The sequence below is a fragment of the Haloarcula sp. R1-2 genome, assembly GCF_011627385.1.
Lineage (GTDB): Archaea > Halobacteriota > Halobacteria > Halobacteriales > Haloarculaceae > Haloarcula > Haloarcula marismortui.
On the sequence record NZ_JAANTG010000003.1, the window covers coordinates 230,989 to 249,787 of the forward strand.

Consider the following 18,799-nt stretch of genomic DNA (forward strand, 5'->3'; position numbering starts at 1 on the left):
CGGCTGGGATAATCCGAACGGACAGCAGCGGTCTCACTGCGGTTTTCGAATAGCTTTACTTGATCAGCCTTGGCACTGAAATATGGACCGTCGTACCGCGAGGCTACTCAACGGTGCGCTGGCGCTGTGCTGTCTCGCGCTTGTCTTCGCCGCTGTGTATCCGTTTACCACTGTCGATCCGCACTCGAAGCAACCGGTTGATGAGCGGTTTACAGTGCCTGAGGCCGACGAGTACCGGGCGACGGGAGCGATTGTTGCGGACAGTGTGACCGCGCTCGAATTCGAGGGTGTTGTGACTGCTGACGGCGGGCGCTACCTGTCCATTGACGAAGGTGCTGTCCGAACAGAACAGTATCAAGCGTCATCGGACGATCCGGTCTACAGTCGTATCACTGTCGAGGATGACGGCAGTACCGACCGCCGACGAGCACAGATCCAGAGCGATACCGATCGAGAACTCCTCCGGGTGAACCAGACTGAGGGGGCTGTCACGTTTATTGTCAAGCAGGAGTCAGAGAATGTGGCCGACGAGGTCTCGGGAGCGGCGTCAGTAGTCGTCATGAGCCTGTACCCCGTCGGATACGAACGAGATACCGACACCTCTCAGGCGACGGCCGTCTACAACCCGAAAAACGGCTGGTACGAGGGGAGAGAAACGTACCACATCACCGGAGCGACAGGCACAGTGCGAACAACCGGTGACACGACTGCCGTTCGCTCCGCGACGGTTACGTGGGACCAGACGAGGCCCGCGGGGACGTATGCAGAATTTGCTCTGGCCAGACTGACAGGTGATGACCCGAAAACGATCGACATCTCCTTCCAGTTCGAGTCGAGCGAGACGACAGTGACTCGGCCGGCGTGGGTCACCGAGGTCGGAACCGGAGCGGAGGCCGGACAGTCACGGGACGCATCGTACGGAAAGGCTATCTCGTACGGTCTGTGTGGTGCCGTCACGCCCTTGCGAACCGTGCGAGAGTGACGACGAGGCGTTGTCGAGACTGGGGATGCAGGCAGCAGGGTGGCAACCGCGTTTCGGCGTTCTCTCCACGAGCTGAAAGTGCGATTCTGCCGTGTGTATGGTCGGTTTTTATTTTTCTCCCTGTGAACGCCCGGACAGCATGGCATCTTACGACGCGTTTGACCCGGCCGTCGAAATCAACGGGCAAACGGTACTCACGATAGTCGAGGCGGCGATGGGGAAGTTCTCGGATGAGTACCGGGAACGGGCGTTAACGGCGCTCGCTGCCGAGGGAATCACCGAACCAGCGGCTGACGAGTGGTACCCACAGCAGGCTTGGCTGAACGCGTTCGAGACGATTGCCGATGACCTGCAACCGCACGTCCTCGACCGACTCGGCGAACAGATCCCTCACGTCGCGGATTGGCCGGACGACTTTGATACTGTTCCGGCGGGCCTCCGGTCCATAGACGAGGCTTACCAGCGGAATCACCGTGGCGGAGACATCGGGCAGTACCGCTTCGAATCCGTGGGCGACCGGACCGGCGAGGTGACCTGTGAGAACCCGTATCCGTGTCCGTTCAACCGTGGCCTCATCCGTGGGGTTGCCCAGCAGTACGCGCCAGTCGACGCGTTCGTCTTTATCGAGGAGACGGGCGACACGTGTCGCCGGAACGGGGACGATGTGTGTACCTATACGGTCTACTGGTAACGCGGCGACTACTGCTCGTACGCTTCGAGCGCCTCGCGGAGTTCGGCGGCCGAGTAGTCCGACGCGAGCTGTACGATTTCTTCTAGGTCTTCGTACGTCTCGCGGAGGTTCTGGATATGCTCCTGCTCGCGAGCATCTGGGGGGACCTGCTCTTCCGCTCGGCGGATGGTCCGGAGCGTCGTCTGGACTTCTCGCTGGATGTATTGCTGGAACACGTCCTGCAGGATGAACCAGACATCGCGTTCGGCCTCGAACCTGACGCGTCTGCCGCCGCCTGCAGACGACTTGCGGTGGATGAGGCCGACACGCGACAGCGTCCGTGTGACGTTACTCACCGTCGATTTCGCGTAGCCAGTTTCGTCGACCAGTTCTGGGATAGAGAGCGGTTCTGTAGCGAAGTACAGCACGCCATAAATACGCCCAGAACTTCGGCTGAGGCCGTACACCTCGGCTGATTGCTCCATCGATTCGATGACGCGTTCTCGTGCGACCGAACTGTCAGCATCACTCATGCATACGAACTGGCTGCCCTGTTTGCCACGTACCCTGCTGCGTCATACCTCTGCCTATTGCTTCCGTAAGTATTAAATTGTTTGATTGGTTTGTTCGGATTGAGCCGAACAAATAGAAACGACCGTCACTACCCACCCTACAATTCATGGCAAGCGTCTTCCCCCACCACCCGCCGGTTGACTATGCACCCCGAGAGCAGACGAACGTCGTAGTCAACGGTACCGAGCCGACTGATGTCCTCCAGATCCTTTCATCTGAGGCCGCTCAGGAGATACTTGGGGCGGTCAGGGATAACCCGCGGACAGCATCGGATATCGCGGACGCAGTCGACCGCTCGCTCCAGAGCGTTTCCTATCACCTCGACCGCCTCTGTGAAGCTGACCTTATCGAACCCGCAGAAACGTGGTACTCGGAGAAGGGGACGGAGATGACCGTGTACGCTCTCGCCACGGAGCGACTCGTCGTGCAGTTTGGGGCCAACGCTGACCGGTCCGTGTAGTATCCAGCCGTTTCGAGCACTGCCTGTTCTCGGAAGTCTGCAGTCAGGTTCGGACAGCTTTGTTTCCCCTGCCGAGACAGAGACAAACAGACCTATTGGACCGCTTTTCGTACGCTGAATATGGACGACGGGACGGGCGCGAAACGAACGAAGGCGACAGTCCTACAGCGGGTTTCGAGCGTACTGAACGCCGACGCTCACGACGCGACGGCGCTCGACGGCGGAGAAGTCGGGTCGGTCTACCGTGTGTCGTTTCACGACCGTCCTGATGTGGCGGTGAAAGTCGACGGCTCGCCGCTCGGAATCGAGGCGGCAATGCTTCAGTCCCTCGACCGTGACACGCCTCTCCCGGTTCCGGAAGTCCTCCACGTCGAACCGGAACTGCTCGTACTGTCGTTTATCGGCGGTGACGGCCGATTCGACGAGCGGGCCGAACGCGACCTCGCGCGACACGTTGCGGCTCTCCACGACACTTCGGCTGACGCGTTCGGCTTTCCGTTCGATACCCTTTCGGGCCCATTCAGTCAGTCGAACCCGTGGACCGATTCGTGGATCGATTTCTTCCGTGCGCAACGGCTCCTCCCTTTTGCAACGGCCGCACGGAACGAAGGGGCCTTGCCAGCCGGCGAGTTCGACCGAGTGCAGCGACTGGCGGAAACGCTCGACGCTCGCCTCGTCGAACCGGCCACGCCGTCCTTGCTGCACGGCGATATCCATCCTGGAAACGCTGTGGTGGCTGACGGAACCGTTCGGGCCGTCCTCGATCCAGCGATCTATTTCGGTCACGCTGAAGTTGATCTGGCGTACGTCGACCGACTGGATTCGATCGGGGCGGCGTTCTATGATGAATACCGACAACACCGCGACATCTCTGCGGGATACTTCGAAGAGCGACGCGACGTGTATGTCGCCTTTCACGCGCTGGAGAACGTCCGGTTTTTCGGCGAAGACGAACTCCCGAGGCTCGAACGTGCGTTAGACCGTCTCGGTATGTGAAACAGACGCAACCGGTGGCTTCGCCGGCCGTTCCGATGGTCGGCTCAGTCAGCCAGTGAGATGTTCTGCCGGAGGTCGTCTTCGATTGCCTCAAGCGTCCGGCCCTTGGTTTCGGGGACGTAGCGGTAGACAAACACCAGTCCCGCGAGACTGCAGAGGCCGAACAGCCAGAACGTCGCAGAGGTTCCGACGCCGTCAGTCAGGACGGGGAACGTCAGCGACACGAGGAGATTTGCACCCCAGTTGGCGACGGTGACGAGGCCCATCGCCGACCCACGAACGGAAAGCGGGTATATTTCTGAGATCAGGAGCCAGAAGACTGGACCGAGGCCGATCGCGAAAAAGGACACGAACAGCATCAGACTGATCGTGGCGATGATGCCGAGGCCGCCTTCAAGCCCGGGCAGGTAGAACACGGTGCCGAGGACGGCGAGGGTTGCAACCATTCCACCGACACCGACAAGCAGGAGTCGGCGTCGACCGACGCGGTCGACGAGCATGATTGCCACGACCGTCATCACGACGTTAATTGTCCCGATACCGACTGTCGCGAGGATCGAGGCCACATTTCCGAGGCCAGTGGACTCGAGAATTGTCGGGGCGTAGTAGATGACCGCGTTGATACCGGTGATCTGCTGGAAGACGGCGAGTCCGAGTCCGACCACGAGCGCTGGGCGAAGCCATGGAGCTAGCAGGTCCCGAATGCCGGTTTCGGACTGTGTTTCGACGGTCTCTTGGATCTCGTCGAGTTCCTGCTCGACACCGCCGGACCGCGTTCGCTTGAGCACGGCTCTGGCCTCGTCTGTCCGCCCGTGTTCGAAGAGCCAGCGTGGGCTTTCGGGCATTTTCAGAATACCAATAGCGAGCACGACGGCCGGGACCATCCCGGCACCGAGCATCCAGCGCCACGCGCCAGCGTCGGCGAACGCGTAGTTGACAAAATACGAGAGCAGGATTCCGGTGGTAACCATGAGCTGATTGAGCGAGGTGAGTCCGCCACGGATCTCTGGTGGTGCGATTTCGGAGATGTACAGCGGACCGACAATCGACGCGAAGCCGATAGCGACGCCGTCGATAAGCCGACCGGCGACGAGGACGGGGACGGTCGGCGCGACGGCCATCGTGAACGATCCGACGAAGAATACGATGGCCGCAATGAGGATGAGTCGACGGCGACCGAGGCGGTCGGCTAACTGGCCACCCACGGCTGCACCGGCCGCGGCCCCGGCCATCGCGCCACTGACGATGATCCCCTCGACAAGCGGCGACATGACGAACGAGTCCTGGATGAACAGGAACGCGCCCGAGATGATCCCGGTGTCGAACCCGAACAACAGTCCGTTCAATGCGGCTAACGCGGAGACGATGTAGACGAACCGGTCGCCGTCACCGCGGAGGACGTTACGTATGGTCGCTGTGGACATCTATGTAAAATTGAACTTGAATCTGTGTAAAAATCTTTCCAAGTCTATTCGCACGACGGCGGAGCCACTGGGAGACGCCTGTAACGGGCTGTGCTGGAAAATGGTGCCGTCATTCGTCTCTACCGTCGGTGATAATCGTCGCGAGGTGATCTCGGTCGAACAGGTGCGTCTCTGTGAACTCCTCTGGGAAGTAGCGCTTCGCGTACCGTTCGATCATGAATAGGTTATGCAGCGGGCCGGCGTAGATCGGGCCGCCGCGAAACACCATGTCATTCTGGACGGCCCGCAACTGGCTGCCCACTTCGTGGTCTTTCATAGAGGCGAGTACGGAGTTCTCGAATTCCTCCCGGGTCTTCCCTTCGCGATGGTATCGCAGAAGGAGTGAGTCCGGATCTATCTCCAGTAACGTCTCGTAATCGAGCGACTCCGAGCCGGAGTACCCCTCAACTCCGGTATCGGCAAAGGCGTCAGAAATGCCGAGCGTCTGGAAGTGTTCTTTGTTGGCCCCGTTCCCGCTGATCCGATACGGCGTGAACGCCTCCGGCTCCTCGCCGGCGAACATGAGCGCGGCGTTTGGCCGATCCGCTGGCGCCGGGAGCCGAGCCTGCACCGTTTCGACCAGTTCGTCGTGGATTGAACGGATCGCCTCAAAGCGCGTCCGTTCCTGAACCATTTCAGCCACCTTCTCGAACGCCTCGTACAGCGAGTAGTACCGGTAGTCGTGCCAGTCGTCAGTCTGGCGAAAGATGAGATTCCCGAGAAACGGTGCGACGTTCTCCCGAATTTCTGTGAGGTCCGACTGATCCCACGCTCCAAGCCAGTTTGTCAGCCCGTGTGGGTCGATGAGGTGCAGGTCCGAGTTCATCTCGTAGAACGGCTCCTTCGAGATACCGTCGCTCCAGAGCTGTGTGAGCCTGCCAAGGTCGATGGACACCCCATCGAGTTCCTCGTAGTGTAGCGTTTTGTACCGACCGCGGTACCAGATCGACTGTACTGCGTCGCCGTGACCGAGCGCGACTAGCATATCGATGTAGTCCGCTGTGAACGGGGCGATTGTCTCGGGCACCGTTTCGAATTCGACGGTTCCGACTGGCTCCATCGTCACTGAATATGCCCCGTCGGAAGTCGCTGGATCGGTCTCAGTACCGCCCGCTCCGGTAGCTGTGGTCATGTCGCTGCCCTCGGTCACCAAAGACTCCTGACCACTCTCGCCCGAACAACCGGCGAGGAAGCCGCCGAAAGCGAGTGCCCCGCTACTTCTGACTATATCTCTCCGCGTCGGCCATTCGCACGCCGCTCTATCTGGATCAGTCATTCGAAATCACCCGTGACGATATCGGCGATTTGCTGCCGGTCGAACAGTTCGGTATCCGAGGTCACGTCGCCGAAGATATCGGGGTAGAGCTGTTGGGCCGCCCGTTCGGTCAAAAAGAAATTGTGAATCGGCCCCTGTCGGAGGTAGCCACCGCGATACACGCGCTCGTTCTGTACCGCAGTTAATTGACTGCCGACGGTGTGGTTCTGCATGAACTGCAAGATGGTCTCTCGGAATTCAGTCGCTGATTTCCGCTCGTGGCCGCGGATGAGGATAACGTCTGGATCAACCGATAGAAGCGTTTCGTAGTCGTATTCGCCCCGATTAGTCGTACTGAGGTTCTCAATATCGGTTCCGGCAAGCGCATCAGTAACGCCGAGGTCACGCCATTGCTTCTTGCTCGTGCCCTTGTCGTTCAGTCGATAGGGAGAGAACGACTCCGGCTCGTTGGTACCCTCGTAGGTGAGGAGGACGTTCGGACGCTCCTCGGCCGGCGGGAGTTGACTCTGGAGGTCCGCGATGTAGTCGTCGTGTAATTGTTTGAACCCCTCGTACCGTGCCTGTTCCTGAAACACCTCCGCGACCTTCTCGAAGGCCTGATAGAGCGTGTAATACCGGTAGTCGTGCCAGTTATCCGAACGACGGAATATCAGATTCCCGATGAACGGAGCGACGTTCTCAGTGATTTCGTCGATGTCCGACTGCGACCAGTCGAACCAGTTGACGAGCATCTGTGGGTCATAGAGGTGTACGTCGCTGTCGAGTTCGTAAAATTCCTCTTTCGTTCGGACCTCCGGATTCGCGTCAATCGTCTCTTGATCGACGGAAACACCGGGAAGCTCATCGTAGACGTACGTGTAATAGCGATCTCCCCCGCCAATACCTGTGAGGCCATCGGCCTGTCCGAGGGCCACGCCCATATCGGCGTAGGCGCCACCGTAGGGAAGCCATCGCTCGGGAACCGTCTGGAACGTAACGTCGCCAACCGGCTCCATGGAGACGGTATATGATTCCGTCTCGGTCGCCGTGGCTGTCGCTTTATCCTCAGTAGCGGTGGATTCTGAGACTGCATCGCCGGCACACCCGGCGAGTAAACTGCCGCCGACAATCACCCCGGCACCCTTGATATACTCTCTGCGCGTTGGGCGTTCAGACGATGTCCTCTCGGCGTCAGTCACTGTCCCGCACCCGTGATTATGTCAGCGACCCGCTGGCGGTCGAACAGCTGTTCCTCGGCGGGGATTTCGGGGTACGGATCACCGTCGACGTAGCCCGGCCACTCGCCGAACTGGTTGGGGTACAGTTGTTTCGCGGTCATCTCAGTCTGGAACAGGTTCAGAATCGGACCCTGCCGACGGGCACCTTGCGCGTATATCCGCCCCTCTTGGACAGCAGTGATTTCTCTTGTAACCTCGTTGTCCGCCAGTTGTGACCGAATATCGTCGAGATTGTGGGACCCCGCCATTGGCCCGGGGACGAGCAGTACGTCTGGATCAGCTTCGAGAAGTAGTTCGGTGTCGAGTGTAATATTCCGACCGTCGTCGCCGTACCCGTCACCGACAGCATCGGCTAACGCATCGGTCGCACCCAGCGGGCGGGTGTGAGCAGCGTAGTAGCCCGGGTGGTTCATCTTATAGCCCCAGATTTCCTCGCCGGATGTGGAAAACAGGACCAGTGCCGCGCTCGGCCGTTCACTTTCCGACGGCAGGCCCGCGTTGATAGCTTGCAGCATCGAATCACGGACAGATACGAACGCCGCATATCGGTCTCTTTCCCGAAAGACCTCCGCGATCTTTCCGAAGATTTCCCAGAGCGTATAGTAGTCATACGCATCAGCCCAGCCTGATGGCGGTTCCTGCTGCGTGCCGCTGAGTGTGTTCCCAAACCACGGGCCAACGTTCGATTCTATCTCCTGGAGGCTGTTGTTGTCCCATCCCTCGGCCGTCGCAACCTTCGCTGGGTCCGCTATGTGCACATCGCTATCGAGTTCGTACAGTTTCTCTTTCGACGGCGGCCACGAGGAGTACAGCCCGTCCCAGTCGATTGAGACGCCTTCCAGTCGGTGGAGGAACTTCTGATACAGCGACTGGTGGTATTTGGGTGCGTGCATCGCGTTGATCGCGTCGCCTCGCCCAAGCGCGACCAGCATGTCTACGTGGTGGCCCAGTATCGTGAACACACTCTGGGGGACCGTTTCGAACTCGACGGTTCCCATGGGTGACATTGTAACGGAGTACCCGTCATCAGCCGTGGTTGGTTCGGCCATTGAGGTCGACCCGTCGCCTGTGCCTCGCTCGCTCGGAGTTGACTTGGAGTCGGATTGACCTACACAGCCCGCCAACAACCCCCCACTCATCACCGCGCCACCATACTTCATGTAGTCACGTCTGGTCGGGGACTTGTGGTTTGTATCATCTCTCGACATGATTGTTAGGCTCACCTAAAAATATATAACTGCTTCGGAATTTAGGCGCGCCTGAAAACTGGCCGCCGTCACGGACTCGGGTCGGTTGTTCCGGCAGTTCGTGTCACGTCTGCTCGTCGAGAGCGCAACTTCCCCGCTGTTATCCACCCTGAGACATGCTGCATCTATTCACAGGCTGCGGCTGGCGCGTTCGAGACCTCGCTGCTACCGCTGACAGACACAGCAGCGGTCTCGGGGAACGTACAACAGTAAAGTGTCCTTGCTGTGGACACACTAGTATGGCTGACGAGGAAATCGACGCCGTCGACAGAGCAATCCTGTACGCATTACAGGAGGATGCTCGAAACATGTCGTCCGGGGACATCGCAGAGAGAACGGATACGTCCGACAGCACCGTCCGCAAGCGCATTAACCATCTCGAGTCCAGCGAGGTAATCAAAGGCTACAGCGCTGATGTTGACTATCAGCAGGCGGGCTACCCGCTCCGGATGTTGCTCTACTGCACTGCGTCGATTCCCGAGCGAGGCGATTTAATCCCCGAAATCCTCGATATCGACGGTGTGGTATCGGTACAGGAACTGGTCACCGGCGAGGAGAACCTCCTTGTGACGGCTGTCGGCGAATCGGATAGCGATATCACGCCCGTTGCGCAGGCACTTCTCGATATGGGCCTGACGGTGGCCGACGAAGTACTTGTCCGGAGTCACGAGACGACGCCCTTCGGTAAGTTCGATTCCGAGAACGAGAGCTAGCTGCGAGCGGGGCTGCTGCTGTTGCGGAGTTGCTTGTCGGACGACTGCGCCCATGGGACTACACGGCCTGACACGTTATCGAAGTAACTGACGCGCTTCAATCACCGCCTGATTTTCGAGCTGCCCCAACGAACAGTTTGGTAATCTCGCCCCTTTTCGATATCCAATTCGCTCCTGAGAGCCGAACCTGTGTGCACATGAGTAGCGGACCCGCTGTGCAAGAAGATTACCGACACAGGCTGTGAAGTACCTGGCTGCTACCACGGTAGTGCTTATCGCCGGTGCATCAGACGCAAAAACATAATGTTCTATAATCTACTTCTTTTGGAACAAATTGGTAGTATAGAAGGATTTAATAACCAGTACGTTCGCAGTAGGGGTGAAGACAACCAGAATCGGTCGATCACATTCCGTGATTACCGTGATCGGCCACGAACAACGATGTCAGGACGCAACTCACCGAAGACGGTTGGATCACTCCCGGACACGGCGGCTGACTCGCCGCTCGTGCCCGTCGCACTCACATGGCTCGTGTGGTCGATGTTTGCCGCGAGCATTGCTGTGCTTGCCGTCCGAATCCGAACTGGGTTCGCGTGGGAGATACCCGGCGTTGTCGCCGTCGACGGACTGACAGTCCTGATGTGGGTGGTCGTCACCTTCTTCAGCGGTATCGTTCACAGCTATTCGCGCCGCTATCTGGCAGGCAGTCGCCTCAAAACCGGCTTTTTCGCCACCGTGTTCGGCTTCACGGTGGTTGTGATGGGACTGGTCGCGGCTGACCACCTCGCCCTGTTCGGCGTGCTGTGGCTCGCGATGGGGCTGCTGATGGCGAAACTCATCGGTATCGTCAGCGGCTGGGACCAGGCACAGGCGGCTGCGACGGTTGCCCGCAAGTACTTCATCGCCAGCAGCGCGCTTCTCGGCGTTGCGCTGACGGCACTGTGGTGGGCGACTGGCGCGACTACTGTCTCCGGAATTGCGGCGGCTGCCGACACGCTTGCCGGTCCAGTGTGGCTGGTCGCTGCAGGCGTACTCGTGCTCGCCGCAATGATTCAGTCCGCACTTGTTCCGTTCCACGGCTGGCTCCTCTCCTCGATGACCGCACCAACGCCTGCCTCCGCGCTGATGCACGCCGGGTTCGTCAATGCGGGCGGCATTCTGTTGACTCGCTTTGCTCCGGTCATCACCGTCGACCCCGCGCTCATGCTCGGCATCGTTGCTGTCGGCGGTGCTAGCGCCATTGGCGGAAAACTCCTGAAATCAGTTCAATCGGACATCAAGGGTAAGCTCGGCTGTTCGACTGTCGGTCAGATGGGATTCATGATTATGCAGGCCGGCCTCGGCTTCTTTGGGGCTGCTATCACCCATCTCATCCTGCACGGCTTCTACAAGGCCTACCAGTTCCTCAGTGCCGGCGGACAGGTCGAACACACTACCCCGAGCGAGGGGACGCCACACACGATAGGAACGACGGCGAGCATTGTCGGTATCGTCGCCACACTGCTGACTGGCATCGCCGGTGGCGCGGTGTTTACAGTGCTGACAGGGAAGGGAACGCATGTCGACAGCGGGCTCCTGTTGACCTTCTTCGTGGTGTTTACGACCCTCCATGCGGCGCGCAACGCCGTCCAGCACACCTCGCTTCCGACGGCGGCCCGCTACGGGGCCGTCCCAGTGGTCTTCTTCCCGGCCATCGTTATCTATGCTGTTGTCTATACGGGTGTCTCGGGGCTCATGCCTGTCGGCCCCACAACGACCGAACTGACGCTGCTCCACGGCATAATCGCCGTCTTCTTCGTCGGCATCTACATCGGCATCGAGACTGGGATCCATGAGCGCAGCCAGCGTCTCTACGTGGCGCTATTGAACGCCGGCCAGCCATCGGCCGACACCGTGCTGACCACGACGGAGGACTACAATGAGTACTGAATCCACCATCCACGACAGTATCGACACCGCAGCGACCACCGTCGGCTCCCTCTGGCCTATCCACTCGTTCGTGACGGCAAACCCCCTCGCGGGGTTCGAGGACCAGCCGTTCAGCGAGGCGGTCACACAGGCAGCCGACCTGTTGGGCGGCCGTGGCTACCCCAGCACGAGGACGTTCCATGCGGCGCTGCAGCGCGGCCAGATAGACCCGGAAATTCTCGACGCGGAACTCTCCGAGGCCGGGTACGAGAAGGAACCCGAGATATTGCTCGACCGAATGGCCGAAGCGACCGATGCCGCGGGCAGTGACTCTGACATTGCAACCGACCACGTCGATCAGGTCCTGACGAAATGGCTGTCAGCATTCCTCGATGAGGGGAGCGCCCACTGGTCGATGCCGAACCGCGAAGCGGGGTTCTACGCTGCATTCCGTGGGGTTGCCGAGCACGACAGCGAAATCCCGGATGCAGGAATTACCGCTGAGCTGCCTGAATCGCCCATTGAAACCATCGAGACCGTGCTTGCATCCCACCCGGAGAATCAGTGGGTGCCCATCTTCGAGGAGCAACTGGCCGCTCTCCCTGGCTGGACGGGACTCATCAAGCAGCGTGCCGACGACGAGGGCGCGTGGCAGTCGACGTACCCGATTTCACTGGTTGGATACCTCGCGGCGCGTCTGGCCCTGTCAGACGCCGTCGGTGCTGCCATCGCTCCCTCGAACGACAGCATCGACCCGGACCCGGCTGCCGAACTCGCCGGGGCGTTCCTGCGTGCCTGGGAAGCGAGCTACCGCGGCGACCTCGTCGAGACCGTTGCCGCGGAGAGCCAGTCGCTGGCTGACAGCGACCGTTCGGGCCGCCCGGACGCACAGATGGTCTTCTGTATTGACACCCGCTCTGAGATCATCCGCCGCCACATCGAGGCCACGGGCGACTACGAGACCCACGGGTACGCCGGCTTCTTCGGCATTCCAATGGAGTATCAGGGCTACGACACCGATGTGTCGGTCGACGCCTGCCCCCCGATTCTCGATCCACAGCACCACGTCACCGACGTGCCGATCGACGACGACACGCAGGAGAGCCACGACCGCTGGTCGGGCATCCGTGACACCGCCGACGAAATTATCGAGACGCTAGAGGCCAACGCCGCTACGGCCTACGGCTTCGTCGAAACTGCTGGGAGCGGGTACGGCCTCGCGCTCGCGGCCCGCACGCTTGTCCCCGGACGCGTGCACGACCTGTTCGATGCGGCTGACGGCTCGGTGCCCGACGACCACGAGTTCTGTGACCCGCTCGTCCACCACCAGCACACCTACGCCGGTGACCTGCCGGTGGGGCTGACCACCGATGAAAAAGTCGAGTACGCTGCCACTGCGTTCGACCTGCTGGGCTGGGAGACGTTCAGTCGCCTCGTCGTCTTCACCGGGCACGCCAGTGAGACGACGAACAACCCCTACGATTCGAGTCTGGACTGTGGTGCCTGCGCCGGCAACCCCGGCGGCCCGAACGCCCGCGTGCTGGCGACGATTTGCAACGACACCGAAGTCCGGTCTGCGCTTCGTGACCGCGGCTTCGAAATCCCTGAAGATACCGTCTTCATGGCCGGCGAACACAACACGACGACCGACGAAGTAGAGCTGTACGACAGCGAGGTGCCTGAGAGCCACGCCGACGACCTCAAGCAGTTGCGCGCCAACCTCGCCACCGCCCGCGAGAACGCGGCTGCAGAGCGTGCCGAATCAATGGGGAGCGATGCATCGTCGGGGGTCAGCGAAACGCAACGCCGCGCCGCCGACTGGGCAGAGACCCGCCCCGAGTGGGGCCTGGCCGGCAACGCCGGCTTCGTTATCGGCCCCCGCGAACTGACGAGCGATGTCGACCTTGACGGCCGCGCCTTCCTCCACTCCTACGATTGGTCGACCGACCCTGACGGCGAGGCGCTGGAGGCGATACTCACCGGGCCGATGGTCGTCACGCAGTGGATCAACACCCAGTACTACTTCTCGACAGTCGATAACGCCGTCTACGGGAGCGGGTCGAAGGTGACTCACAACCCTGTCGGCAACGTCGGCGTCTACCAGGGCAACGGCGGCGACCTGATGACCGGCCTCCCGCTACAGTCGCTCATGGCGGCCGACGACGACCCGCACCATCAGCCGCTCCGCCTCTCGACGGTTATTCACGCTCCGGTCGACCGTGTCACCGACGTACTCGCTGACCACGCGGAACTGGCGACCCTGCTCGACAACAACTGGCTCTCGCTGACCGTTGTCGACCCCACGCAGGACCACCATGCCTTCGAGTACGAGCGCGATCTGGAGTGGTCGACCGTGTCTGAGGTGTCCGAAGCTGACCCAGCAGAACCGACCGCCACTGCAGTCGCAGACGACTGAGTCGGTCGGAACAGGCTGTATCTGAAACCGTTTGGGGCCAGTCAGTCCTGCGAAAGTGGATTTTATATCTATATAATAAAATTTCGACCTATAACTCGCTTTGAACGGGAATTATACCACCGACTACCCTCAAATTAGGTGCGTATACACTCGAAATCGGTAACTAACGTATAGAAAACCCAAATCGGGCTTTTGAGTGGGATTTTACTGGTACAACGTAGATGTACGGGATGATAACACAGTGACCTGTTCCCGTTCCACTCCAATAGAAGTGGTTAGCGTGGTGTGAGGCCGACACCATCTGCGAGCAACTCGTGGGAGCGGAGTGCGTCAGCGTGGTTGCCGACGACGTGCTGAATCATCACCTCATCGACGCCAACACGGTCAGACAGTTGTTCGAGTATGTCGCTGAGTGTCTCTGGACTGCCGGAAATCGCCCGCGGCCACTCACCGGCATCCAGCGTGGCAGGCGTCGGTTCGGGCACAGCCCCGAGCTCGTCGATTGCTTCCTCGACAGATGGTGTCGTGCCGACAACCCCGCGTTCCATCCGCTTGAATGACGCTTCCGCCACGGCGCGGAGCCGCGCCGCTTCCTCGTCGGTTTCGGCACAGACCGCGTTTACCGCGACCATTCCCTGTGGCTCGTCGACGCCGCCGGCCAACTGCGAGGATTCGAAGTGGGTTCGGTATTCCTCGAAGGAACGGGTGGCTAACCCCGGTCGGATGAACGCGGCGAAACAGTAGCGCAGACCAAGCTCGCCGGCCAGCGCGGCGCTCGACGGACTTGACCCGAGAACCCACGGGACTGGTGTCTCCCCACCTGACCGGGGGATTTCAAGATCACTGTACGCGTGTCCATCCGGGTAGCCGTCGTAGAGGTGCGAAACGACGGCTTCGATTTTTTCGGCGTGGTCTTCGTCGGGGTTCCGGACACGTCGGTTCGTCCCGAGTGCCCGGTCGACGGCCGGAGAGCCGTTGGCCCGCCCAAGCCCCGCGTCGATGCGTCCCGGCGCGAGCGCGTCGAGCGAACCGAACAGTTCTGCGACCTTGAATGGACTGTAGTGATTGAGCAGGACCGCTCCCGATCCGAGGCGGATTGAGTCGGTTTCGGCGGCGAGGCTGCCGAGCAGTACCTCGGGTGTTGTTCCTGCGAGCTTATCACCCATCCCGTGGTGTTCCGCCACCCAGAACCGGGAATAGCCAAGGCGTTCGGCCTGCTGGGCTGCGTCGACGGTGTTCGTATACGCGTCAGTCGCAGTTCCGTCATTTGGGACCGGAGAGAGGTCAACGATTGAGAGGTCCATATCCGCCCACAACGGTGGCGAGGTTTAACCGTTCGGCTACTCACAGTGCCTGGCTATCTCACTCGGACACACCACTGTGATGGAACGTCCCGCCAGGGTATAACTAAAATCTAGGAAATCAACTGTTCTGCGAAAGCCTCTCTCAAATAGAATACCTTACTTCGCTCTACTGGCTATCTCTGGGCAGTGTGAAAGTCGGAGAGTTATCTCTCGGGTACCTTCCGAAACCCTCTGGAATCCCAAATCAGTGGGCTTTTAGCGATATCAAGCCGTCAATTCAGATAATACACCGCCTCAATGATTGTTTCAGAGTTGCGTCGCGGGGTCGTGCGTACAACGAACCTGCTGAAATTCCTTCCAATGCTCAGCAATATCTGTATAGCTATTATATCACGCTTCTTTGGGAACAACCTTCCCAATGCAGTGCCGGTTACGAATCAAGTGATATCATGCCCTTGACCACAGTCGGCTCCATGGATCGGCGGAACGCGTCGTCGATGTCTTCAAGTTCGGATTCGAAGTCGATTATGCCCTCGACGTCGACTTCGCCGTCGGCCAACAGGTCGACAGCCGCGTCGTAGGTGTTCTTGTACCGGAAGGAGCCGTGGACGTCGACCTCGTTGTCGATGAGTTCCAGCACGTCGAATGGGACCTCCGCTTCGCTGGCCAGACCCACCAGAACGACCGTGCCGCCCCGACGGACCACGTCGATTGTCGACTTGATCGACGGCTCCGCACCGGAGGCTTCGACGACCACATCAGCACCGACGCCGTCCGTGTACTCGGCGACTGCCGTATCGAGATCCGTCTCGGTAACGTCGACTGTCAGGTCTGCTCCCCGCTTTTCGGCGAACTCTAGTTTTTCCTCGACAACGTCGGTCAGTATTATGTCCGTCGCGCCTGCGGCGCGCGCGGCCTCAAGCACCATCAGCCCGATAGGTCCCGCTCCGGTTATCAGCACTGTATCTCCGGTTCCGACGCTACCGCGGCGGCAGGCGTGGATTCCGACCGAAAGCGGTTCACACAGTGCCCCTTCAGCTGTAGAGACGGACTCCGGAAGCGTGTAGGCGAAATCGGCCGGCCACGAGACGTACTCTGTGAACGCGCCGTCGTGTGGCGGCGTCGCCATGAACCGAACTGATTCACAGAGGTGGTAGTCGCCGCGCTTGCAGTGGGCACAGCGACGGCACGGAACGCCGGGTTCGAGCGCGACGCGGTCCCCCGGTTCGTGATCAGTAACGTTCTCGCCGACTTCGACGACCTCACCGGCGCTCTCGTGCCCGAGGACGAGCGGGTCTTCCACGACGTAGTCCCCGATACGACCGTGTTCGTAGTAGTGGACGTCGGAGCCACAGATACCCACGTCGCGCACGGCAACGAGTACCTCGTCGGGGCCGGGCGACGGTCTGGGACGGTCCTCCAGCTCGAACTCAGTTGGTTCTACCAGTACAGCAGTTCGCATACCTGGTGGCACGGAACAGAGCCATAAAAATACACAGGGTGGGTCGCCCCATTCGTACCGTGTCCAGTTACCACTCCGCGACGCTTCCGTCCTCGTGGTGCCAGACCGGGTTGTACCAATTGACCTCCGTCTGTGCCAGTTCACGGATGAGAGCCTCGTCGATCTCGATACCGAGTCCGGGGCCGGTCGGCCGTTTGACGTAGCCGTCTTCGAACTGGAACGTCTCCGGGTCCTCTAGGACCTTGAGTCGCTGGCTCGTCGCCGGGTCGTGTAGATCGAGGTCCTGTTCGTGCAACACGACATTCTGGGCGCAAAACCCGACCTGCAGGCTCGCTGCGAACGCGACAGGGCCGAGCGGGCAGTGCGGAACGACGGCCACGTCGAACGCTTCCGCCATCGATGCGACCTTGCGCATCTCGCTGATGCCACCGACGTGGGTCACGTCGGGTTGGAGTATCGACACCCCGTCGTCGACGAGGAGGCGCTTGAAGTCATAGCGGGAATAGAACCGTTCGCCAGTCGCTATCGGAACAGTCGTCCGCTCGGCGATACTGGCAAACGAGTCGTCGTGTTCGGGGAGCAGTGGCTGATCGATGAACATCAGATCGAACTGTTCGAGTCGCTCGACGAGATCTGCGGCCATCGGTTTCGAGACGCGGCCGTGGAAGTCGACGCCGACGAGGGCGTCGTCACCGACGGCGTCACGGATTGCGGCCACCCGTTCAACCGCATGATCGACAGCATTCGGCGTCTCAATCGGCCGAAACTCCCGGGCGAAATTGAACTTGAACGCTCTGTAGCCGCGTTCCCGGTCCTCTCTTGCGGCGACAGCCACGTCCTCGGGGTCGTCGCCACCGAGCCACTGGTACACGAGTAGCTTATCGCGGACGTGCCCGCCGAGTAGTTCGTGCACCGGGGCACCGTAGTGTCGCCCCTTAATGTCCCAGAGCGCGTGGTCAATACCCGCAAGCGCGCTCATGAGTATCGGGCCGCCGCGGAAGTAGCCGCTCTGATAGAGCTTCCGCCAATGATACTCGGTTCGGAGCGGGTCGGCCCCGAGGAGATACGCCTCGATAAGCTCGGTAACAGCGGCACGGACCGTCTCCAACCGGCCTTGAACGATGGGCTCACCCCAGCCGACGATCCCCTCGTCAGTCTCCAGTTTTAGAAGCAACCACCGCGGTGGCACGGCGAACAGTTCGAAGTCGGTGATTTGCATAGCTATGTTATCTGTGAGGGAGTACTTGTAATGACTGGCTGCCGATATCGGCCGCGGAAAGGTGTGGCAGAGATAGCCGTACATTTATGTTGGAGGCTACCAGAGCACCAAGCGTACGCATGAGTGTACTTGACAGTTTCTCCCTCGACGGAGAGACAGCTATCGTCACCGGTGCGGCGCAGGGGCTCGGCAAACAGATGGCGACCGGTCTCACCGATATGGGGGCCGACGTCGCTATCGCGGACGTGAACGTTGAGAAAGCGGAGCGGACGGCCTCGGAACTGGACGGCGAGACGGACGTCATCGCGACGGAGGTCGACGTTACGGACGAAGGCTCGGTCGAGGCGATGGTCGAGGATGTGACCGACCGCTTGGGGCCAATTGACGTCTTGGTCAATAACGCCGGCATCGTCGAGAACTCCCCAGCGGAGGAGACGAGCGTCGAGTCCTGGCGGCGGGTCGTGTCGGTCAACCTCGACGGCGTCTTTCTCTGTGCCAAACACGTCGGTCAACAGATGCTCAACCGCGGTGAGGGACGCATCGTCAACATCTCCTCAATGTCGGGGTTCGACGTGAACGTCCCACAGAAACAGGCCAGTTACAACACGACGAAAGCCGGCGTCAGGATGCTGACCCAGTCGCTGGCGGTCGAGTGGGGCGATCAGGGTGTCCGCGTCAACGCTATTGCGCCCGGGTACATGCGGACCGAACTCGTCGACGAGGTGCTCGAAGAGAACCCGGAGATGGAGGAGACCTGGCTGGAGAACACGCCGATGGGCCGTCTCGGTCGACCAGAGGAGCTGAAAGAGCTCGTCGTCTACCTCGCGTCGGACGCCTCGTCGTACATGACGGGGTCGACCGTCGTGATGGACGGCGGCTACACCTCGCGGTAA

16 protein-coding genes are annotated in these 18,799 nt (G+C 60.3%); 8 read left to right on the forward strand and 8 right to left on the reverse strand.

The features are described from left to right. Positions 1–82 precede the first annotated feature (82 nt). Together G9C82_RS15205 and G9C82_RS15210 are read left to right on the forward strand one after the other, a co-directional pair. Positions 83–982 (forward strand): hypothetical protein, encoded by a 900-nt coding sequence (locus G9C82_RS15205; protein WP_127014561.1) that lies wholly within the window; start codon positions 83–85, stop codon positions 980–982. A gap of 139 nt (positions 983–1,121) precedes the next feature. Continuing rightward, positions 1,122–1,673: a hypothetical protein gene (locus tag G9C82_RS15210; RefSeq protein ID WP_007188514.1), complete on the forward strand. Its 552-nt coding sequence runs from the start codon at positions 1,122–1,124 to the stop codon at positions 1,671–1,673. An 8-nt stretch (positions 1,674–1,681) separates the two neighbouring features. Here G9C82_RS15210 and G9C82_RS15215 read toward each other — a convergent pair whose 3' ends face one another. Beyond that, the gene (locus G9C82_RS15215) at positions 1,682–2,185 is read right to left on the reverse strand and encodes a GbsR/MarR family transcriptional regulator (protein WP_127014562.1); all 504 of its coding nucleotides are present in this window, start codon (positions 2,183–2,185) and stop codon (positions 1,682–1,684) included. A gap of 146 nt (positions 2,186–2,331) precedes the next feature. On the opposite strand from G9C82_RS15215, the gene G9C82_RS15220 reads away from it, so the two are divergent. Next, positions 2,332–2,685: a transcriptional regulator gene (locus tag G9C82_RS15220; protein WP_127014563.1), complete on the forward strand. Its 354-nt coding sequence runs from the start codon at positions 2,332–2,334 to the stop codon at positions 2,683–2,685. Positions 2,686–2,805: 120 nt separating this feature from the next. Further along, a complete protein-coding gene (locus G9C82_RS15225) occupies positions 2,806–3,681 on the forward strand; it encodes a fructosamine kinase family protein (protein ID WP_127014564.1) in 876 nt (291 codons plus the stop codon). Between the two features lie 44 nt (positions 3,682–3,725). Here G9C82_RS15225 and G9C82_RS15230 read toward each other — a convergent pair whose 3' ends face one another. The 4 genes from G9C82_RS15230 to G9C82_RS15245 all read right to left on the reverse strand — a co-directional run bounded on the left by G9C82_RS15230 (position 3,726) and on the right by G9C82_RS15245 (position 8,845). After that, a complete protein-coding gene (locus G9C82_RS15230; protein ID WP_004965853.1) occupies positions 3,726–5,105 on the reverse strand; it encodes a sugar porter family MFS transporter in 1,380 nt (459 codons plus the stop codon). A 109-nt stretch (positions 5,106–5,214) separates the two neighbouring features. Continuing rightward, on the reverse strand, positions 5,215–6,420 hold the full coding sequence (locus G9C82_RS15235) for an ABC transporter substrate-binding protein (protein WP_127014565.1): 1,206 nt from the start codon (positions 6,418–6,420) through the stop codon (positions 5,215–5,217). Further along, positions 6,417–7,598 (reverse strand): ABC transporter substrate-binding protein, encoded by a 1,182-nt coding sequence (locus G9C82_RS15240; RefSeq protein ID WP_127014566.1) that lies wholly within the window; start codon positions 7,596–7,598, stop codon positions 6,417–6,419. The genes G9C82_RS15235 and G9C82_RS15240 overlap by 4 nt, the downstream gene beginning before the upstream one ends. Then, complete coding sequence (locus G9C82_RS15245; protein ID WP_394343585.1) at positions 7,595–8,845, reverse strand: ABC transporter substrate-binding protein; 1,251 nt, start codon at positions 8,843–8,845, stop codon at positions 7,595–7,597. Before G9C82_RS15245 ends, G9C82_RS15240 begins: the two co-directional genes overlap by 4 nt. A gap of 278 nt (positions 8,846–9,123) precedes the next feature. On the opposite strand from G9C82_RS15245, the gene G9C82_RS15250 reads away from it, so the two are divergent. The 3 genes from G9C82_RS15250 to G9C82_RS15260 all read left to right on the forward strand — a co-directional run bounded on the left by G9C82_RS15250 (position 9,124) and on the right by G9C82_RS15260 (position 13,921). After that, a complete protein-coding gene (locus G9C82_RS15250) occupies positions 9,124–9,597 on the forward strand; it encodes an Lrp/AsnC family transcriptional regulator (RefSeq protein ID WP_127014567.1) in 474 nt (157 codons plus the stop codon). 441 nt (positions 9,598–10,038) lie between these two features. Then, positions 10,039–11,526: a proton-conducting transporter membrane subunit gene (locus tag G9C82_RS15255; RefSeq protein WP_127014568.1), complete on the forward strand. Its 1,488-nt coding sequence runs from the start codon at positions 10,039–10,041 to the stop codon at positions 11,524–11,526. Next, positions 11,516–13,921 carry a DUF2309 domain-containing protein gene (locus G9C82_RS15260; protein WP_127014569.1) on the forward strand — a complete coding sequence of 802 codons (2,406 nt, stop codon included), beginning with the start codon at positions 11,516–11,518 and terminating at the stop codon, positions 13,919–13,921. Before G9C82_RS15255 ends, G9C82_RS15260 begins: the two co-directional genes overlap by 11 nt. Positions 13,922–14,196: 275 nt before the next feature. On the opposite strand, the gene G9C82_RS15265 is transcribed toward G9C82_RS15260, so the two are convergent. From G9C82_RS15265 to dgoD, 3 genes are all read right to left on the reverse strand, one after another. Beyond that, positions 14,197–15,225: an LLM class flavin-dependent oxidoreductase gene (locus tag G9C82_RS15265; RefSeq protein WP_004965867.1), complete on the reverse strand. Its 1,029-nt coding sequence runs from the start codon at positions 15,223–15,225 to the stop codon at positions 14,197–14,199. A 430-nt stretch (positions 15,226–15,655) separates the two neighbouring features. Next, positions 15,656–16,687: an NAD(P)-dependent alcohol dehydrogenase gene (locus G9C82_RS15270; protein WP_127014570.1), complete on the reverse strand. Its 1,032-nt coding sequence runs from the start codon at positions 16,685–16,687 to the stop codon at positions 15,656–15,658. Between the two features lie 67 nt (positions 16,688–16,754). After that, positions 16,755–17,906 carry a galactonate dehydratase gene (gene dgoD, locus G9C82_RS15275; protein WP_127014571.1) on the reverse strand — a complete coding sequence of 384 codons (1,152 nt, stop codon included), beginning with the start codon at positions 17,904–17,906 and terminating at the stop codon, positions 16,755–16,757. Positions 17,907–18,025: 119 nt separating this feature from the next. Between dgoD and G9C82_RS15280 the strand changes: the two genes are divergently transcribed. After that, positions 18,026–18,799, forward strand: coding sequence for an SDR family NAD(P)-dependent oxidoreductase (locus G9C82_RS15280; RefSeq protein ID WP_049938523.1), 774 nt, complete (start codon positions 18,026–18,028; stop codon positions 18,797–18,799).